This is a genomic window from Apibacter adventoris (assembly GCF_002964965.1).
In the GTDB taxonomy this organism is placed as follows: domain Bacteria; phylum Bacteroidota; class Bacteroidia; order Flavobacteriales; family Weeksellaceae; genus Apibacter; species Apibacter adventoris.
This window is the reverse complement of sequence record NZ_PSZN01000024.1, coordinates 70,174-87,267: the sequence shown is the minus strand read 5'-3', so window position 1 is coordinate 87,267 and position 17,094 is coordinate 70,174. Positions and strand designations below refer to the sequence as shown.

Sequence of the window (17,094 nt, the reverse complement as noted above, 5' to 3'; positions counted from 1 at the left end):
ATTATTTATAATTATATTGTTCTTGATAATATTTTTGATATTCACCGCTGGTTACATGATTTAGCCATTCTTCATTTTCTAAATACCAATCTATAGTTTTTTCTAATCCTTCTTCAAAAGTAACAGATGGTTTCCATCCCAACTCTATATTTATTTTAGATGCATCAATTGCATAACGAAGATCATGTCCAGGACGATCTTTTACAAAAGTAATCAATTTTTCACTTTCTCCTTTTTGTCTGTTTAATTTAGTGTCCATTAGGTTACATAGTAATTTAACTAAATCTATGTTTTTCCATTCATTAAAGCCTCCTATATTATAATTTTCATTTATTACTCCTTCATGAAAAACCAAATCTATAGCTATGGCATGATCAATGACAAATAACCAATCACGTGTATATTTCCCATCACCATAAACAGGCAAAGGATTTTGATGAATAATATTGTGAATCATCAAGGGTATAAGCTTCTCAGGAAAATGATTAGGCCCATAATTATTAGAACAATTTGTAATTAATATAGGCAGTCCATAAGTATCTGAATAGGCTCTAACAAAATGATCTGATGAAGCTTTAGATGCAGAATATGGCGAATGTGGATCATATTTTGTTTTTTCTGTAAAATATCCGGTTTCACCTAAAGCCCCATATACCTCATCGGTTGATACATGATGAAACTTTTTACCTTTAAAATTTCCTTTCCAAATATTATTCGCTGCATTTAAAAGATTAACGGTACCTAATACATTGGTCTTAACAAATTCCATAGGTGAAGTGATGGACCGATCTACATGAGATTCTGCTGCTAAATGAATAACTCCATCTGGTTGAAATTCATTAAATATTTGATTTATATAATTTTGATCGATAATATCTGCCTTTACAAATTGATAATTGGATTTTCCCTCCACATCTTTAAGATTTTCCAAATTACCTGCATAGGTTAATGCATCTAGATTAAGTATTTTATATTCTGGATATTTATTTACAAATCTTCTTACTACATGAGAACCTATAAAACCTGCTCCTCCTGTTATAATAATTTTTTTCATGATCCTTTTATCTACTTTTTTATCAACTTTCTTCCTATGCTTTTATAATAAAAACCATGAAATGCCAATTCATTTAAATCATATAAATTCCTACCGTCAAAAATGGCTCTATTTTTCATTTTTTCTTTTAAAATATTAAAATGCGGATTCCTAAATTCTCCCCATTCTGTCGCAATGATTAAAGCATCTGCTCCTTCAATACAATCATACATATTATCTGCATAAGTGATTTTATTTTTCCATATTTTTTTTACATTATCTGAGGCAATTGAATCATATGCTGTTACTTTTGCTCCTTTTTCTAACAGTTGTTCTATGATTTCCAAAGATGGAGCTTCTCTAATATCATCAGTATTTTCTTTAAATGCAAGCCCCCATATAGCAATATTTTTTCCTTCTAACCCTCCTAAGTATTTTTCTACTTCAGGTATTAATATAGTTTTTTGTTTTTGATTAATTTTTTCAACAGATTCTAAAATCTGAAAATTATGTCCGACTTCTTTTCCACTTTTAATAAGGGCCTTTACATCTTTAGGAAAACAACTGCCTCCATAACCTAATCCCGGAAATAAAAACCGATTTCCTATTCTTTCATCTGATCCCATACCAAATCTAACCTTATCTACATCTGCACCTACTTTTTCACAATAATTTGCTATTTCATTCATAAAGGTTATTTTTGTTGCCAAAAAAGAATTTGACGCATATTTAGTTAATTCAGATGATTTTTCATCCATTTTAATCATCTTTATACCAGCATTAGTTAATGGTAAATATATACGATCCATGATTTCAAATGCTCTTTGAGAGCTACCACCTACTATAACCCTTTCCGGTTTCATGAAATCTTCTACAGCATAACCTTCTCTTAAAAATTCTGGATTAGAGACTACATCAAAAGGAAATTTTGTTTTTGTTTGAATTAAATTTTTTACTTTTTCAGAAGTTCCTACCGGAACGGTACTTTTATTTACTATTAAAGTATATTCTGTCATTAAATCTCCTATTTGTTCAGCGACATTTAAAACATAAGACAAATCTGCTGAACCATCTTCTCCAGGAGGAGTTGGTAATGCTAGAAATATAACATTAGAAACTTTCATCGCTTCTTTTAGTTCTGTAGTAAAAAATAATCTGCCTCCTTTTATATTACGTAGAAAAACTTCTTCCAATTGAGGTTCATAAATAGGAACCTTGCCTTTTTGCATCATTTCTACTTTTTCTCTATTTATATCTACACAATGTACGCTATGTCCTAAATCTGCTAAACAAGTTCCGGAAACTAGTCCTACGTAACCGGTACCTACAATTGTAATATTCATTATTATTAAATAGTGTGTAATCTATATTATTAAGTTAGTATTATTATATTTAAAACAATTTACAACTAATTCCCCAAAAAAGAGAAATATTCATATTTCCTTTATCTTTTCCATATCCGGGAACCACTAAATTATCAATATCATCTTGTTTTTTGGAATAAAGTATAAATTTAGGCTCTGCCATAAAATCTATGTAAAAAGGAGAATTTCCCAATTGTATTTTTGCCCCCGCAATTAATCCCAACCAACCAGAACTTACATTTGATTCTGAAAGAGATCCATTACCTATTGGCTGTATTTGATTATTGGAGTTCATTCCTTTTATTGGATATTTTTTTATATTTTGTTTAAAAGGAGAAAAACCTAAACGAGCACCTACATAAAAACCTTCTCCAGTTTTTTCATAATTATTAGTTAATATATAATTAAATCCTAATTCTCCAAAAATTCCTTTTCCTTCAACATCCCAGTCGTTTTTCTTATATATATTTTTTTCATATCCCAATCCTAAAAAAGTCACCCATCTATTTTTAATTTTGTAAGAAATATATCCGTTAAAGTTCTTTTTATCAGAAAAAAAACTGACTACAGGATTTAATAAATCTATTCCAATAAAAAGCTGTTTAGGGTTTTCATTTTTTATTGTGTCTGTTGGTTTTGTTTGTGCAAAAACCAAAACTCCTATAAAAAAACTAATAAGTAATATATAGATTCTTAGACTCTTCACGGATTTGTGTTGTTTTTGAAGTAATTTTTTTTATGTTTGTTAATCTTGTTGGATCAAAGTTTACATTTTTATATAAAATTTTAAAACCACAAGCTTTTGAAACATATTCTTGCTCTGTTTGGTAAGTAACAGTTATAATATTTTTAATAGAATCTGGGGTAGATTTTTTATCATACAAATATAATATAGTTTTATCTGAAAGCGCATTCAATGGAATTTTTATACTATCAATTCCTGAAAAAACATGTCTTGACATGGTATTGTCCAAATTCACTTCATCTATAAATATTGAATCTTTCTTTAATTTTTGATTTAAGGAATCGACAAATGCTATGGTTAGTCGTGGGGTGGCTATCTTATCACATACATCATCATCAACACATGAATAAATAAATGAAAATGTTAAAATATATATAATTATCAAATTTATCTTTTTGGAAAACATTTTTTAATTATTTTAATTTTAATAAAGCTACACTTTCTACATGATGTGTTTGCGGAAACATATCTACTGCCTGTATTTTAATTACATCATATTTTTCTTTCATCAACTCTAAATCTCTTGCCTGAGTAGCTGAATTGCAACTTACATAAACTACTTTCTGAGGAGCTATCCTAATTATAGTTTCAACTACATTTTTATGCATCCCATCTCTGGGTGGGTCAGTTATTATAACATCCGGGTGACCATTTTGCAAAATAAATTCATCGGTAAAAATATCCTTCATATCTCCACAATAAAATTTGCAATTATGAATATTATTATATTTTGCATTTTCTTTTGCTGAAACAATAGCCTCATAAACAGATTCTACCCCAATAACTTTTTTTGCTTTTCTTGATATAAACTGGGCAATAGTACCGGTTCCTGTATATAAATCATAAACTATTTCTTCTCCTTTTAGATCTGCAAAATCTCGAGCAATTTCATATAGTTTAATTGCCTGCTTATAATTTGTCTGAAAAAAAGATTTTGCACTTATTTTAAATTTTAATCCTTCTATTTCCTCTTCTAAAAAACCATTCCCGGAAAAAACTTCAATATCCAGATCATAAATGCTATCATTACCTTTAGAATTTATTGTGTAAAGTATCGTTTTTATTTGTGGAAATTCTTTTTCTAAAAACTTAAATAACAATTCAATTTTTTCTGGAATATTTTGAAAAAATTGTATTAGAATCATTATTTCATTCTTCGAATTTGAACGTATCATTAAGGTTCTCAAAAAACCTTTTCGCTCTTTAAAATCAAAGAAATTCATATTTTGCTCTATAGCAAATTTTTTTACTGCCTCTCTAATTTGATTCGATGGTTCTGCCTGTAAATAACATTCTTTTAGATCTAAAACTTTGCTCCATTGCTGAGGTATATGAAAGCCTAAAGCATTTTTATTTTCTATTTGTAGATCTGATTGTATTTCTTCTAAAGTTAACCATCTTGAATTTGAAAAAGAAAACTCCATCTTATTCCTATAGTTATATTGGTATTCCGATGGATAAATAGGAAGTAGTTCAAAATTATCTATTTTTCCAATTCTTTTTATATTATTGAAAACTTCTTTTTCTTTATATTCCAATTGTTTATCATAGGAAAGATTTTGCCATTTACATCCGCCACAAATCCCAAAATGTACACATACAGGCTCAGCTCTATCTTTGGAATATTTCCGAACTTTTATAATTTTAGCTTCAATATATTTTTTTTTAGATTTGAAAGGCTGAACATCAACTACATCACCAGGCACCGCATTAGCAACTATAACGGTTTTTCCTTCTTCTGTCCTTCCTATTGACATACCTTTAGCTCCTGCTGTAGTTAGTTCTAAGTTTTCTATTAAAATATTATTTTTTCGCCCCAAACCAAATTTTAAATTTAAGAATACAAAAATACACAAAAAATATTTCCCATAAAATATCAAATACCCTTTGAAAATGAAACTATTATAATAAACTAAAAATTATGTTAAAAAAAATTATATTTAAAATAAAATACTGTATTTTTGAGTATCAAAAAAATCTAAAATAATTTAATTTCTAACATGAATTTATTATCAGACAGAATTAGCCGTCTCAGTTATTCCCAAACTTTTGTAATGTCTAACAAAGCAAGAGAGTTAAAAGCTCAGGGAATAGATGTAATTAGTTTAACTTTGGGTGAGCCCGATTTTAGTATTCCTGATTTTGTGAGAGAGTCTGCAATAAAGGCAATCCAAGATGGTATTAAATCTTATACGCCTGTGCCTGGTTATCTTGAACTGAGAAAGGCTATTGCTCAAAAGTTTAAACGTGATAATAATTTAGATTATAAACCTGAAGAGATAATAGTTTCCAATGGGGGAAAACAATCTATAATTAATGTTTTACTCTCTATTATAAATGATAAAGATGAGGTAATTGTTCCTGCCCCTTACTGGGTAAGTTATTTTGAAATGGTAAAATTAGCCGGAGGAGAAAATGTAGTCGTTAAAACAACTATTGATACAGATTTTAAAATTACTCCTGAGCAGTTAGAAAATGCAATTACGCCTAAAACCAAAGCCTTTTTATTCAGCTCGCCATGTAATCCATCCGGAACTGTATATACCAAAGAAGAATTACATGCTTTAGCTAAAGTACTTGCTAAACATCCAAATATTATTATTATTTCAGATGAAATTTATGAATATATTAACTATGAAGGAAAGCATGAAAGTATTGCTCAATTTCCTGAAGTCTTTGGACAAACAGCTACTATAAATGGCGTTTCAAAGTCCTTTTCAATGACAGGTTGGAGAATTGGATATATGGGTGCTCCTAAATGGTTAACTGATGCGTGCGACAAAATTCAAGGACAAATGACTTCCGGACCTAATTGTATTGCTCAAAAAGCGGCTATAACAGCTGTAGAAGCAAACCCTTCAGTTATAAATTACATGACAGAAGCTTTTAAACACAGACGAGATTTAGTATTTGAATTACTACAAGAAATTCCAGGTTTTAAAATAAATAATCCAGCAGGTGCTTTTTACTTTTTTCCAGATATATCAGCTTATTTTGGTAAAACTATTCAAGGAGTTAAAATTAATAATTCAGACGATTTTGCCTTATTATTATTAGAAAAAGCTCATGTAGCAACAGTGGGTGGCGTATCTTTTGGTGATAACAACTGTATTCGACTTTCCTATGCAGCATCTGAAGAAAACCTTACTGAAGCTATTAAAAGAATAAAAAATATCTTAGTATAAAAATTATAAAACTGTGAAGAAATTTATTTTTCCCCTTCACAGTTTTATTTTTAATTAACAAATGTTTAAAAGCATATTTATTAGACTTATCTTTTAATTACTTAGATAAATCAATGGTTTCTGCTAAAGGCGCATTAGTCATTACCGATTTTACACCATTCTTAGCATTTGTTTCATTGTCATAAAGCTCACTTGTTCCTACAACTTGACCATTGCCTGCTTTTAGGTTAAATAGCCATTTTTTGTCTGAAGATTGCTTTAATTCAAAACGATCTTCATTTTTTGAGTTTCTTTTTACAGAACTTACTCCTTTTTGACAATTTGTCTTTTGGGTATAACCTTCACTTTCAAGGATAGTTTGCCCATTCTTTGCTTTTAATCTAAAACGAAAAGCACCTGATTTGTCTTTAAAAATTTCAAACATAAATGTACAGTTAGTGTTACTTATTTAATTATAACTACTTTCTGTTTTTGGAAGTTAGCGTCAATAACTTCTTTTAGTTAGCCTTATAAAAGCATAACTATTAAAACATACTAATAAATTATGAGGCAAAAATAATATATATTTATGACATAATATAAAAAAATACAACAAAAATTATTTTTTTTAACGATTTTTTAAAGTAATTCTTTGCCGTTCTACTTCATAGCATGCTATAGAAACTGCATTGCTAACATTTAAAGAGTCAATTTTCCCCCTCATGGGTATTAAAATATTTTGTTTAATTTTATCTTCCCAAAAATCTGAAATTCCTGAATGTTCGGTACCAAAAAGAATCGCGCAAGATTTTGATAATTCTGCTTCTTGTATATAAATAGCCTTTTCATTCATATAAGTAGCATAAACAGAAATATTATTTTTTAACAGATATTCAAAAACTCTTTCTTTTTTTTCTGAAATAATAGGTATATTAAAAAAACTACCTACTGAAGATCTTATAACATTTGGATTATAAATATCAGTTTTTTCATCACAAATAAACACAACATCAACACCAAAAGCATCTGCTGTTCTACATATAGCTCCTAAATTTCCTGGCTTTTCAACAGATTCTATAATTAATATAAATGAGTTTTTTGGAAGATTTATATTCTCTACTAATTGATTTTTATATTTATAAACACCTACTATTCCTTCTGTATTTTTCCTATAAGCAATTTTATTGTATACTAATTGTGATACTTCATAAACTTTTATATTATTTGGCAATTTTAAAGAATTTAGAAATATTTGAGGTTGAATAAAAAATTCTAAAGGTTGAAATTTTTCTTGTAGAGCAAAAAAGTTTTCTTGTATACCTTCTACTATAAATTTTCTTTGAGTCTTACGATTTCTACTTTTATCTAGTAGTTTTACTAAATCCTTAATCTTGGAGTTTTTATCACTTTCAATATCCATCCTGTATAAATATATTTATTCAAAAATAATAAACTTATATTTTTTTTGATAATTTTACTTTTATATATTTAAATATGAAATACAAAAAAAATACTTTTTTTTATTTTTTATTTATTGGATTACTAGGAATATTGATTGTTTTTTATAATACAAAAACTATAACTCATAAAGTTATAAATAAAAATCAATTTAATGTAAAAGCACTAAGTGCTGAAAAATATATAATCCCATATCTCAAAAAAAACAATCATTTACCTAGTTATTACATTACTAAAAATGAAGCTAGAAAATTAGGTTGGAAACCTGAAAAAGGTAATTTATGTGAGGTTATTCCTAATAAAGTAATAGGTGGAGATTATTTTAATAATAGACAACAAAAACTCCCAAATAAAAAAGGAAGAAAATGGTTTGAAGCCGATTTAAACTATACTTGTGGAAACAGGGGAACTGATAGAGTAATCTTTTCTAATGATGGATTAATTTTTGTTACTTATGATCATTATAAAAGCTTTATTCTAAAATGAAAACAATAATTTTTGACTTTAACAATATTCAAACATTCTCCGGATTTTATAAAACTTTTCAAAAAAAATTTATTTTACCTCCAGATATTCCTGATAATTTAGATGGTCTTTGGGATGTTTTAACCGGAATGATAGAGTTACCTGTAAAAATTGAATTTCATCATTTATCTCCGAAAAAATTAGATAAATTTCAAAATTTAATTTCTCTTTTTGAAGAATCCGAAAATGAAACTAATCATATGTTATTATTTTCTTATTTTTTATATAAATAACTCTTAAATATTAAATTTAATTAATTTTGTTTACACTTTAGAAATTTCAAAAATGCCCGATAAAAAACTAGTTATAATACCAACTTATAACGAAAAGGAAAATATTAAAGATATAATTTATGCAGTATTAAACTTAAATGAGGGTTTTAATATATTGGTAGTAGATGACTCTTCTCCTGATGGTACCGGAAAGATTGTTAAAGATATGAAAGTTCAATATCCTGAACAAATATTCTTAGAAGAAAGAACTAATAAAGAGGGTTTGGGGCGTGCATATATTCATGGTTTTACATGGGCTATAAATCACAAATATGACTATATTTTTGAAATGGATGCCGATTTTTCACATAATCCTAATGACTTAATTAGATTATATGAAGCCTGCAAAAATGGAGCTGATATGGCTATCGGATCTCGATATTCACAAGGAGTAAATGTAGTAAATTGGCCTATGAATAGAGTATTACTTTCTTTTTTTGCTTCTAAGTATGTTCAACTTATTACAGGCTTACCTATTCATGATTCAACTGCCGGATTTGTTTGCTTTACAAGAAAAGTTTTAGAAAATATTCCTCTTAATCAGGTGAAATTAGTTGGATATGGATTTCAAATAGAAATGAAATTCAGAGCTTTTTGTAAAAAATTTAAAATTGTAGAAATTCCTATTATATTCACAGACAGAACTAAAGGACATTCTAAAATGAACGGAGCTATTATTAGTGAAGCTGTTTTTGGAGTAATAAAAATGAAAATTATGTCTTTAATCGGAAAATTATGAAATCTGTATTTTTTTTATTCCCTTTCTTTTTTGTTGTTTTCTCTTGTCAACATGCTTTAGATAAACCTAAAAATTTACTTTCTAAATCTGAAATGACTGATATTTTAACTGATATTTATTTATATAAACAAACTCCTGATAATATTCCAATGAGTAAAGAAATTGCTTTTGATACTTATATTACTATTTTTAAAAAACATAATACAACAAAAGAAATATTTCAGGATAGTTATACTTATTATTATACTGATGGTAGTAGTATGCAACATATATTTGATAATGTTATTAAAAATCTTGAAAAGAAATTAACAAAGGAACAATTACTACAATTAAAAGACGAAGTAAAAGATAATGCTCAAAAAAAATAATTTTATGAAACCTTTACTTATCAGTTTTATATTATGTGTACATTTATTTTCATGTTCACAAAATAAAAAAATTTATAATCCTCAAGATAATGCAAAAGAAAAAATAGATTCTATTGTTATTGCTGCACAAAAAGAACATAAATATGTTTTATTGCAAATTGGCGGAAATTGGTGTATTTGGTGTCAAAGATTCAATAAATTAACTGAAGAAAACAAAGATTTAAAAAATATTATTGATGAAAATTACCTTGTATATCATGTAAACTATTCTAAAGAAAACAAAAATGAAGAAATTTTAACCGCCTTAGATAATCCTGAACAGTATGGGTTTCCGGTTTTTGTAATATTAAACGAAAAAGGAGAACGAATCCACACTCAACAATCTGATTTATTAGAGCATGAAGGAACTTCTGGATATGATATTAATAAAGTAACAAAATTTTTAGAAGAATGGTCTCCTAAAATAATAGAAAATAAAACCTTACATTAAATCGTTAATAAAGTAATTATATACACCTATTTTACATATTTTTTTAATTAATTGAATTTACTAACTATAAGCCTAAAAAAATCTTAAAATGTTCCAGAATTTAAATAACTCTGTTAAGTTTATATTTACAGCTCTTTGTTTTCAATTTGTTATGCCTAATTATTTTTCCCAACAAATTTCATTAGAAGAAATATGGAGTGGAAAATTCTATCCTAAGACTATTGATAATTATATTTCCATGAAAGATGGGAAACATTACACGATTCTATCAGATGATGGAATAAACAAATATTCTTATAAATCTTTTCAAAAAACCGAAACCGTACTGCAAGGAAAATTTTCAGATTATCTATATAGCCCGGATGAACAATTTTTATTATTAGAAAAAAAAGCTATTCCCATATATAGACGTTCAAAATTAGGTGTCTACGAACTCTATAATGTAAAAACTCAAACCTATAGCAAAATTTTTGATCGCAACCCTATACAAGAACCTACATTTTCACCAGATGGAAGTAAAATTGCTTTTGTTTTCGAAAATAATATTTACTACCAAGAGATAACTTCAGGTAAAGTTACCCAGGTAACTACAGATGGAATAAAAAATAAAATTATAAATGGAATTTCCGATTGGGTATATGAAGAAGAATTAGGATTTGTAAGAAATTTTCAATGGTCTCCTGATGGAAAATATATTGCATTTGTCCGTTTTGATGAATCTAAAGTAAAAGAAGTTGATATTCCTATTTATGACAAAAACTTATATCCGGAACACTTAATCTTTAAATATCCTAAAGCGGGAGAAGAAAATTCAAAAGTTAGCTTACATATATATAATTTAGAGAAAAATTTTACTTTACCAATAACTTTAAATACTATTGAAAACTACTATATTATAAAAATTAGATTTTCGCCAATTGGCAATCTAATGTTAATTACCTCTAACCGTTTACAAAATAAGATGGATATATCCTCTATAAATCCTGAAAATGGTGAATTAAAAAAATTATTCTCCGAATCTTCTAAAACATGGATTGACACGGATAATATATTTTTAGGTTTTCTAGATAGTGGTGATTTTATTATTAATTCCGGAAGAAATGGCTTTAATCATTTATATTTATATGATTCAAACGGAAAACTATTTAAACCTATTACAAAAGGAAATTGGGAAATTACTGAAGTGCTGGGCATTGATAAAAAAAACCAATCTATCTTTTTCCAATCTACAGAACGTGGACCCAATAACAGAGTTATAGGAGTTGCTGAAATTAAAACTGCTAAACAAAAAATTATTACTCAAGAAAAGGGTACTCATGAAGCTAAATTCAGTTCAGATTTTTCTTTTTTTGTAGATAAATTCAGTACAGCAAACACTCCACCGGTATATACATTAAGAGATAATTCAGGAAATATTCTAAAAACTCTTGAAGATAATTCAAATTTACTCTCTTTTGCCAGTAAAAAAGAAATTCGACTTTTAGAATTTATAAATATTCCCAACGAAAAAGGAGAAAATCTATATGCTTATATCATTAAACCTAAAAATTTTGACCCTAATAAGAAATACCCTGTTTTAATGTACGTATATGGCGGACCTGGAATACAAACTGTAAACAATTCCTGGGATCCATTTAACTATTGGTGGCATCAAATGTTAGCACAACAAGGTTACATTATAGTTTCAGCAGATGGAAGAGGTACCGGAGGAAGAGGTGAAAATTTTAAGAAAATAACCTATAAAAACTTAGGTAATTATGAACTTGAGGATCAGATTGCTGTGGCTAAATGGCTAAAATCTCAACCCTATATAGACGAAAACAGAGTAGGAATATGGGGTTGGAGCTTTGGTGGATATTTAACTTCACTATGTATGACAAAAGGGGGGGATATTTTTAAAACAGGAATAGCTGTTGCTCCTGTAACAAACTGGAGATTTTATGATACTATTTATACAGAACGTTTTTTACGAACACCTCGAGAAAACTCATCCGGATATGATAATAATTCCCCTATTAACTTTTCTCAAAATTTAAAAGGTAATTATCTAATTATACATGGTACAGCTGATGATAATGTACATTTTCAAAATTCAGTTGAAATGATTAATTCACTTATACAATATGGAAAACAGTTTGATATGGCTATTTATCCGGACAGAAATCATGGAATTTATGGAGGAAAAACCCGTTTTCAGTTATACCAAAAAATGACCGATTACATAAAAACTCATTTATAATCATAAAAATCACTATAAAATATTGTTTTTATAGTGATTTTTCTTTTTACGTATTATAAAACTAAAGAAAACTTCTTAAATATTTTTTCTACATATAATATAGATTTTAGCAATAGCAGAGATTAAAATAATATTGCATACAAGCCTTTTTAATATTTTTTTAGATTATCTTCAAATTTAAAAAAATAAAATTTGATATTAAAATTTCAATTAATTGTTATTAAACAAATTCTATCACAATCTGTCAAATATATAATTGAAAATAGTTAAAATTATTCAATTAATATTGTTATAAATTTATACCAATACACTAACTACACATATAAACAAAAGTAAAATCTTATCTTTGTTAAAATTTTTTTAAGATGATATTATATAAAGCAAGAGAATCCACCGATACTATTGAACGTCTATATATAACCATGCGCCATCTTTTTAACAGAGGCGGATTTAAACCTACCGGAACATCCGGTATAGAATTAAGAAACTATTTATTAAAACTAAACCCTGAAATTTATGGCTCTATGGCAGATTCTGACAAAGTAGAGCTTAATGGACTTATTTATGTTTTAGATCGTCTGCCTCAGGGAATTGAAGAATGTTCTTTTATTTTCTTAACTTCAAATGAAGGATTACATAAATCCTCTTTTCCTCCCATCTTTCCTAAAAAAAGAAGAAGAACCTGTTACAGAATAGATGATAATCAAATGAATATTGAAGTTTTGTTGGGGAGGTCCGAAATTTATGATATACTTACACACCTAACCTTTTTGTATAATGAAGCTGACAAGATTTACAAAAGGACTCATGACTTTAATGGAAAAGCAAGAAGAATTTGGTTATCCATAGAAAAAGCTACCCTTAATACCGAACCTTTAAAAAGGAAGGAACGTGAAATAATTTTGGCTCATATATCCACTATTTTAGGAAGAAGTTTTGATGAAGTAGTAACAGCTTACAAAAGCTTACAGGAAACAAATGACCCTGATCGGTTTATAAAAATTATTTATAACTTAGGACGTGTCAGCAAAGAAGATTTTTTGGGTACTCGTAGAAGAGAGATTTTTTTTAGTTCCATTTTAAAAGAAAGAGTTGGGCATCACCTCTTTGGAGAAAAATGGGCTGAAAATGTTAAAAAAAATCTCTCAAAACTTAAACTTTTAGATAAAAAACTGCATATTATTAGTTCTAACATGCATAGTGTGAACAATATGTTATATGCATTTAATGCACTTAATAAAAAATATAGCAATAAAGATGAAGAATTAAAACTTTATGAAGAACTTAGTAAAAATCTTGATTTAGTAGAAACTGTTAAAAATTATGCATTAAAAAACGGAATGTTTTTTATAAAAGATAATAGCGGATCCAATATTGATGTACAAATCTTTGATCTTTCAAAAGTAAACCTTAAAAATACGGCATTTAAAGACATAAAAAATATAAACAAAGATGATGTTTTAATTGTATTTGATTATGCTTTTGGAGAACAAGCTTTTGAAATTATGGATGAGCTGTTAAGACCTTACAAAACTTTAAAACAGAAAATAAACTTAAATGTAGATTCCATTTCCATTTTAGGAAAGGCTGGAATATTAGTTGGAAATAAAGGAGATATCATGATTCCGGATTCACATATATTTGAAGGAACTGCTGATAATTATCCTTTTTACAATGAGCTTACCTTAGAAGATTTTAGCGGATATAATGTTAAAGCGTTTAAAGGTGCTATGATTACCGTATTAGGAACTTCATTACAAAATAAAAATGTTTTAACTTATTTTATGGAAACTTCATGGAAAGCTATAGGGCTGGAAATGGAAGGAGCTCATTACCAAAAAGCTATACAAGTTGCTTCCAAAATACGACATCACATATCAGAAAATGTTAAATTAAGGTACGCATACTATGCATCTGATAACCCACTAGAAACAGGAAGCACACTAGCCTCTGGCGGATTAGGATTAACAGGAGTAAAACCAACGTATTTAATAACACAAAAAATTTTAGAACAAATTCTGAGTATTTCTCAAGTTTAAATCTTATATAAAAACAAAAAATTTAAAAAGAAAGGTAGTAATCCTATCTTTTCTTTTTTTATTTTTCAATTTATTTTGATCATCTTAAAATTTAAGTTCTATTTAATAATCCTATAACCATTCATAAAATCTTAAATTTTATTTCTAAATTTAGAAATGTCTAAATTAATTTAAAAAAACTTATTCTGAAAACTTATAATTGTAATATATATTCGAGTTTATAATATCCAAATATGTTTATATTAATCTTTTTATTGTAAATAAACTTTATTATCTAAAAATTATTTAAAATAAATGGAACTCTTTTTGATATATATAATTACTTATTTTTTTATAAAAATTATAATTTTTAATATTTTTTTTTTATTTAAAAATAAGTATATGTAATAATAAAAATTATGACAAAAAAAAAGAATAAAATACCCTCCAAACATATTATAAAATTAAGGGAATTAAAACGAAATATTCTATCAATATTTATTAAACATCCCAGTAAACATTATAATTACAAACAAATTTCCAGTATATTAGATAAAAAAAATCCAAGACAACGAGAACTGGTAATTCAAGCAATTCAAAAGTTAGTTGTAGAAAAACAACTTTTAGAAATTAAACAAGGAAAATATCAAATCAACCTACAAAAAGAATATGTAATTGGAAAAATAGACTTTAATCAAAATGGAAATGCTTATTTAATGGTAGACGGGCTCGAAAAAGATATTTTCATCCCTAAAGGAAAAACCGGACATTCCCTTCAAAACGATATAGTTAAAGTAATTGTCCATCAATTTAAAAACAGAAAGCCAGAAGCTGAAGTTTTAGAAGTTATAGAACGTTTTAAAACACAATTTGTAGGGAAATTTGAGTATACAAATACTAAAAATTTTGGATTTGTTATAGTAAACAAAAACTCATTACATACAGATATTTTTGTACCTAAAGAAAAATTCAAAGGCGCTAAAAATGGACAAATTGTATTAGTTGAATTAGTTAACTGGCATGATAAAGAAGACAGTCCAAACGGAAAAATTATTAAAGTATTAGGCGATCCTGGAGAAAACGATACGGAAATTCATGCTATTTTAGCCGATTATGGTTTGCCTAGTGAATTTCCAAATGAAGTTGAATATGAAGCAGAACAGTTAGATACTTCTATTAAATTAGAAGAAATCTTAAAAAGAAGGGATATGCGAGGTGTTACAACTTTCACTATAGACCCGGCTGATGCTAAAGATTTTGACGATGCTCTTTCCATTCAAAAACTTCAGAATGGAAATTGGGAAATAGGTATCCATATTGCTGATGTATCTCATTATGTAAAACCTGGAACATTATTAGATAATGAAGCATACTCAAGAGCAACTTCAATATATTTAGTAGATAGAGTGGTTCCCATGTTACCGGAAATTTTAAGTAATAACGTCTGTTCCTTACGTCCTAATGAAGATAAATACACTTTTTCTGCAGTTTTTGAACTTAATAATAAAGCTGAAGTAAAAAAACAATGGTTTGGAAGAACAGTAATACATTCTGACAAAAGATTTACTTATGAAGAAGCTCAGGAAATTATTGAAGGGAAAAAAGGAGATTTTGAAGAAGAAGTAAAAAAGTTAAATGAATTAGCTCAAATAATGCGTGAAAAAAGATTAAAAAACGGAGCTATTTCTTTTGACAAAATTGAAGTTAAATTTAAATTGGATAAACACAAAAATCCGATCGGAGTTTACTTTAAAATAGGCAAAGACAGTAATCATTTAATTGAAGAATTCATGCTTCTGGCCAATCAAAAGGTTTCTAAATATGTAAGTACAAATAAAAAAGGAAATCCTACAGGAAGAACTTTTATTTATAGAATTCATGATGATCCGGATCCGACCAAATTATTATCATTAAAACAATTTGTAAATACACTAGGGTACGATATAAATATTACTAATAAAAAAGACACCTATCTGTCCATTAATAAACTTTTGAAAGATGTTAAAGGAAAAGGAGAGGAAAATATGATTGAAACTCTTGCTGTACGTACTATGTCTAAAGCTAAATATTCGACAGAAAATATAGGCCATTACGGATTAGCTTTCGATTATTATAGCCATTTCACTTCTCCTATCCGTAGATATCCGGATATTATTGCTCACCGCTTATTACAAGAATTTATAGAAAATAAACCTTCTGCAAATAAAGAAACTATTGAAGAAATGGCAAAGCATTCCAGTGAAATGGAAAAACTGGCAGCTGATGCAGAAAGAGACAGTATTAAATATATGCAAGTAAAATTCATGGAGCAGCATGTAGGAGAAACTTTTGATGGGGTTATTTCAGGTGTTACTGATTTTGGTATTTATGTTGAAATTCGGGAATTTGGAGCTGAAGGTTTAATAAGACTTAGGGATATCCGGGATGATGATTACCGATATGATGAAAAAACTTATTCTGTTATCGGACAAAGAACAGGAAATCAGCTACAACTGGGTGATAATATTAACGTTAAGGTAACAAAGGCTAATTTAGAAAAAAAACAACTGGATTTTGAACTTATAGGTTAAATTAATATATAATAACATCATCATTAATTATTTATTTCTTACCTATTTTTAATTTATTTATCTTTTAAAATTAAATTTTTTTTTAACATAAAAAAACCTTTGGAATAAT

At 27.6% G+C, this 17,094-nt stretch carries 16 protein-coding genes; 9 read left to right on the top strand and 7 right to left on the bottom strand.

Features of this window, described 5'->3' with window-relative positions; all coding sequences use genetic code 11:
* Nucleotide 1 precedes the first annotated feature (1 nt).
* From rfbB to rlmD, 5 genes are read right to left on the bottom strand one after another with little or no spacing between them, the layout of a single operon-like run.
* Nucleotides 2–1,054: a dTDP-glucose 4,6-dehydratase gene (gene rfbB / locus C4S76_RS11305; protein WP_105194587.1), complete on the bottom strand. Its 1,053-nt coding sequence runs from the start codon at nt 1,052–1,054 to the stop codon at nt 2–4.
* A gap of 11 nt (nt 1,055–1,065) precedes the next feature.
* The gene (locus C4S76_RS11300; protein WP_105194586.1) at nt 1,066–2,376 is read right to left on the bottom strand and encodes a UDP-glucose dehydrogenase family protein; all 1,311 of its coding nucleotides are present in this window, start codon (nt 2,374–2,376) and stop codon (nt 1,066–1,068) included.
* A 49-nt stretch (nt 2,377–2,425) separates the two neighbouring features.
* Nucleotides 2,426–3,103 carry a DUF6048 family protein gene (locus C4S76_RS11295; protein WP_105194585.1) on the bottom strand — a complete coding sequence of 226 codons (678 nt, stop codon included), beginning with the start codon at nt 3,101–3,103 and terminating at the stop codon, nt 2,426–2,428.
* Nucleotides 3,069–3,548 carry a DUF6452 family protein gene (locus C4S76_RS11290; protein WP_105194584.1) on the bottom strand — a complete coding sequence of 160 codons (480 nt, stop codon included), beginning with the start codon at nt 3,546–3,548 and terminating at the stop codon, nt 3,069–3,071. Before C4S76_RS11290 ends, C4S76_RS11295 begins: the two co-directional genes overlap by 35 nt.
* A gap of 7 nt (nt 3,549–3,555) precedes the next feature.
* A complete protein-coding gene (gene rlmD / locus C4S76_RS11285) occupies nt 3,556–4,962 on the bottom strand; it encodes a 23S rRNA (uracil(1939)-C(5))-methyltransferase RlmD (protein WP_245915836.1) in 1,407 nt (468 codons plus the stop codon).
* Between the two features lie 180 nt (nt 4,963–5,142).
* Between rlmD and C4S76_RS11280 the strand changes: the two genes are divergently transcribed.
* Nucleotides 5,143–6,327 (top strand): pyridoxal phosphate-dependent aminotransferase, encoded by a 1,185-nt coding sequence (locus tag C4S76_RS11280; RefSeq protein WP_105194583.1) that lies wholly within the window; start codon nt 5,143–5,145, stop codon nt 6,325–6,327.
* Between the two features lie 97 nt (nt 6,328–6,424).
* Here the strand turns inward: C4S76_RS11280 and C4S76_RS11275 are convergent, their stop codons facing one another.
* Both C4S76_RS11275 and C4S76_RS11270 read right to left on the bottom strand, forming a co-directional pair.
* Nucleotides 6,425–6,751 (bottom strand): YegP family protein, encoded by a 327-nt coding sequence (locus C4S76_RS11275; protein ID WP_105194582.1) that lies wholly within the window; start codon nt 6,749–6,751, stop codon nt 6,425–6,427.
* A 183-nt stretch (nt 6,752–6,934) separates the two neighbouring features.
* A complete protein-coding gene (locus C4S76_RS11270; protein WP_105194581.1) occupies nt 6,935–7,726 on the bottom strand; it encodes a TrmH family RNA methyltransferase in 792 nt (263 codons plus the stop codon).
* Between the two features lie 74 nt (nt 7,727–7,800).
* On the opposite strand from C4S76_RS11270, the gene C4S76_RS11265 reads away from it, so the two are divergent.
* The 8 genes from C4S76_RS11265 to rnr all read left to right on the top strand — a co-directional run bounded on the left by C4S76_RS11265 (nt 7,801) and on the right by rnr (nt 16,985).
* Nucleotides 7,801–8,250 carry a ribonuclease domain-containing protein gene (locus C4S76_RS11265; protein ID WP_105194580.1) on the top strand — a complete coding sequence of 150 codons (450 nt, stop codon included), beginning with the start codon at nt 7,801–7,803 and terminating at the stop codon, nt 8,248–8,250.
* Nucleotides 8,247–8,522 (top strand): barstar family protein, encoded by a 276-nt coding sequence (locus C4S76_RS11260; protein ID WP_105194579.1) that lies wholly within the window; start codon nt 8,247–8,249, stop codon nt 8,520–8,522. Before C4S76_RS11265 ends, C4S76_RS11260 begins: the two co-directional genes overlap by 4 nt.
* 52 nt (nt 8,523–8,574) lie before the next feature.
* Complete coding sequence (locus C4S76_RS11255; protein ID WP_105194578.1) at nt 8,575–9,300, top strand: polyprenol monophosphomannose synthase; 726 nt, start codon at nt 8,575–8,577, stop codon at nt 9,298–9,300.
* Nucleotides 9,297–9,668 (top strand): DUF4296 domain-containing protein, encoded by a 372-nt coding sequence (locus C4S76_RS11250; protein ID WP_105194577.1) that lies wholly within the window; start codon nt 9,297–9,299, stop codon nt 9,666–9,668. The genes C4S76_RS11255 and C4S76_RS11250 overlap by 4 nt, the downstream gene beginning before the upstream one ends.
* 4 nt (nt 9,669–9,672) lie before the next feature.
* Nucleotides 9,673–10,158 (top strand): thioredoxin family protein, encoded by a 486-nt coding sequence (locus C4S76_RS11245; protein ID WP_105194644.1) that lies wholly within the window; start codon nt 9,673–9,675, stop codon nt 10,156–10,158.
* A gap of 88 nt (nt 10,159–10,246) precedes the next feature.
* The gene (locus C4S76_RS11240; protein WP_105194576.1) at nt 10,247–12,397 is read left to right on the top strand and encodes a S9 family peptidase; all 2,151 of its coding nucleotides are present in this window, start codon (nt 10,247–10,249) and stop codon (nt 12,395–12,397) included.
* A gap of 365 nt (nt 12,398–12,762) precedes the next feature.
* A complete protein-coding gene (locus tag C4S76_RS11235; protein WP_105194575.1) occupies nt 12,763–14,436 on the top strand; it encodes a DUF6909 family protein in 1,674 nt (557 codons plus the stop codon).
* 398 nt (nt 14,437–14,834) lie between these two features.
* Nucleotides 14,835–16,985 carry a ribonuclease R gene (gene rnr, locus C4S76_RS11230; RefSeq protein WP_105194574.1) on the top strand — a complete coding sequence of 717 codons (2,151 nt, stop codon included), beginning with the start codon at nt 14,835–14,837 and terminating at the stop codon, nt 16,983–16,985.
* Nucleotides 16,986–17,094 lie beyond the last annotated feature (109 nt).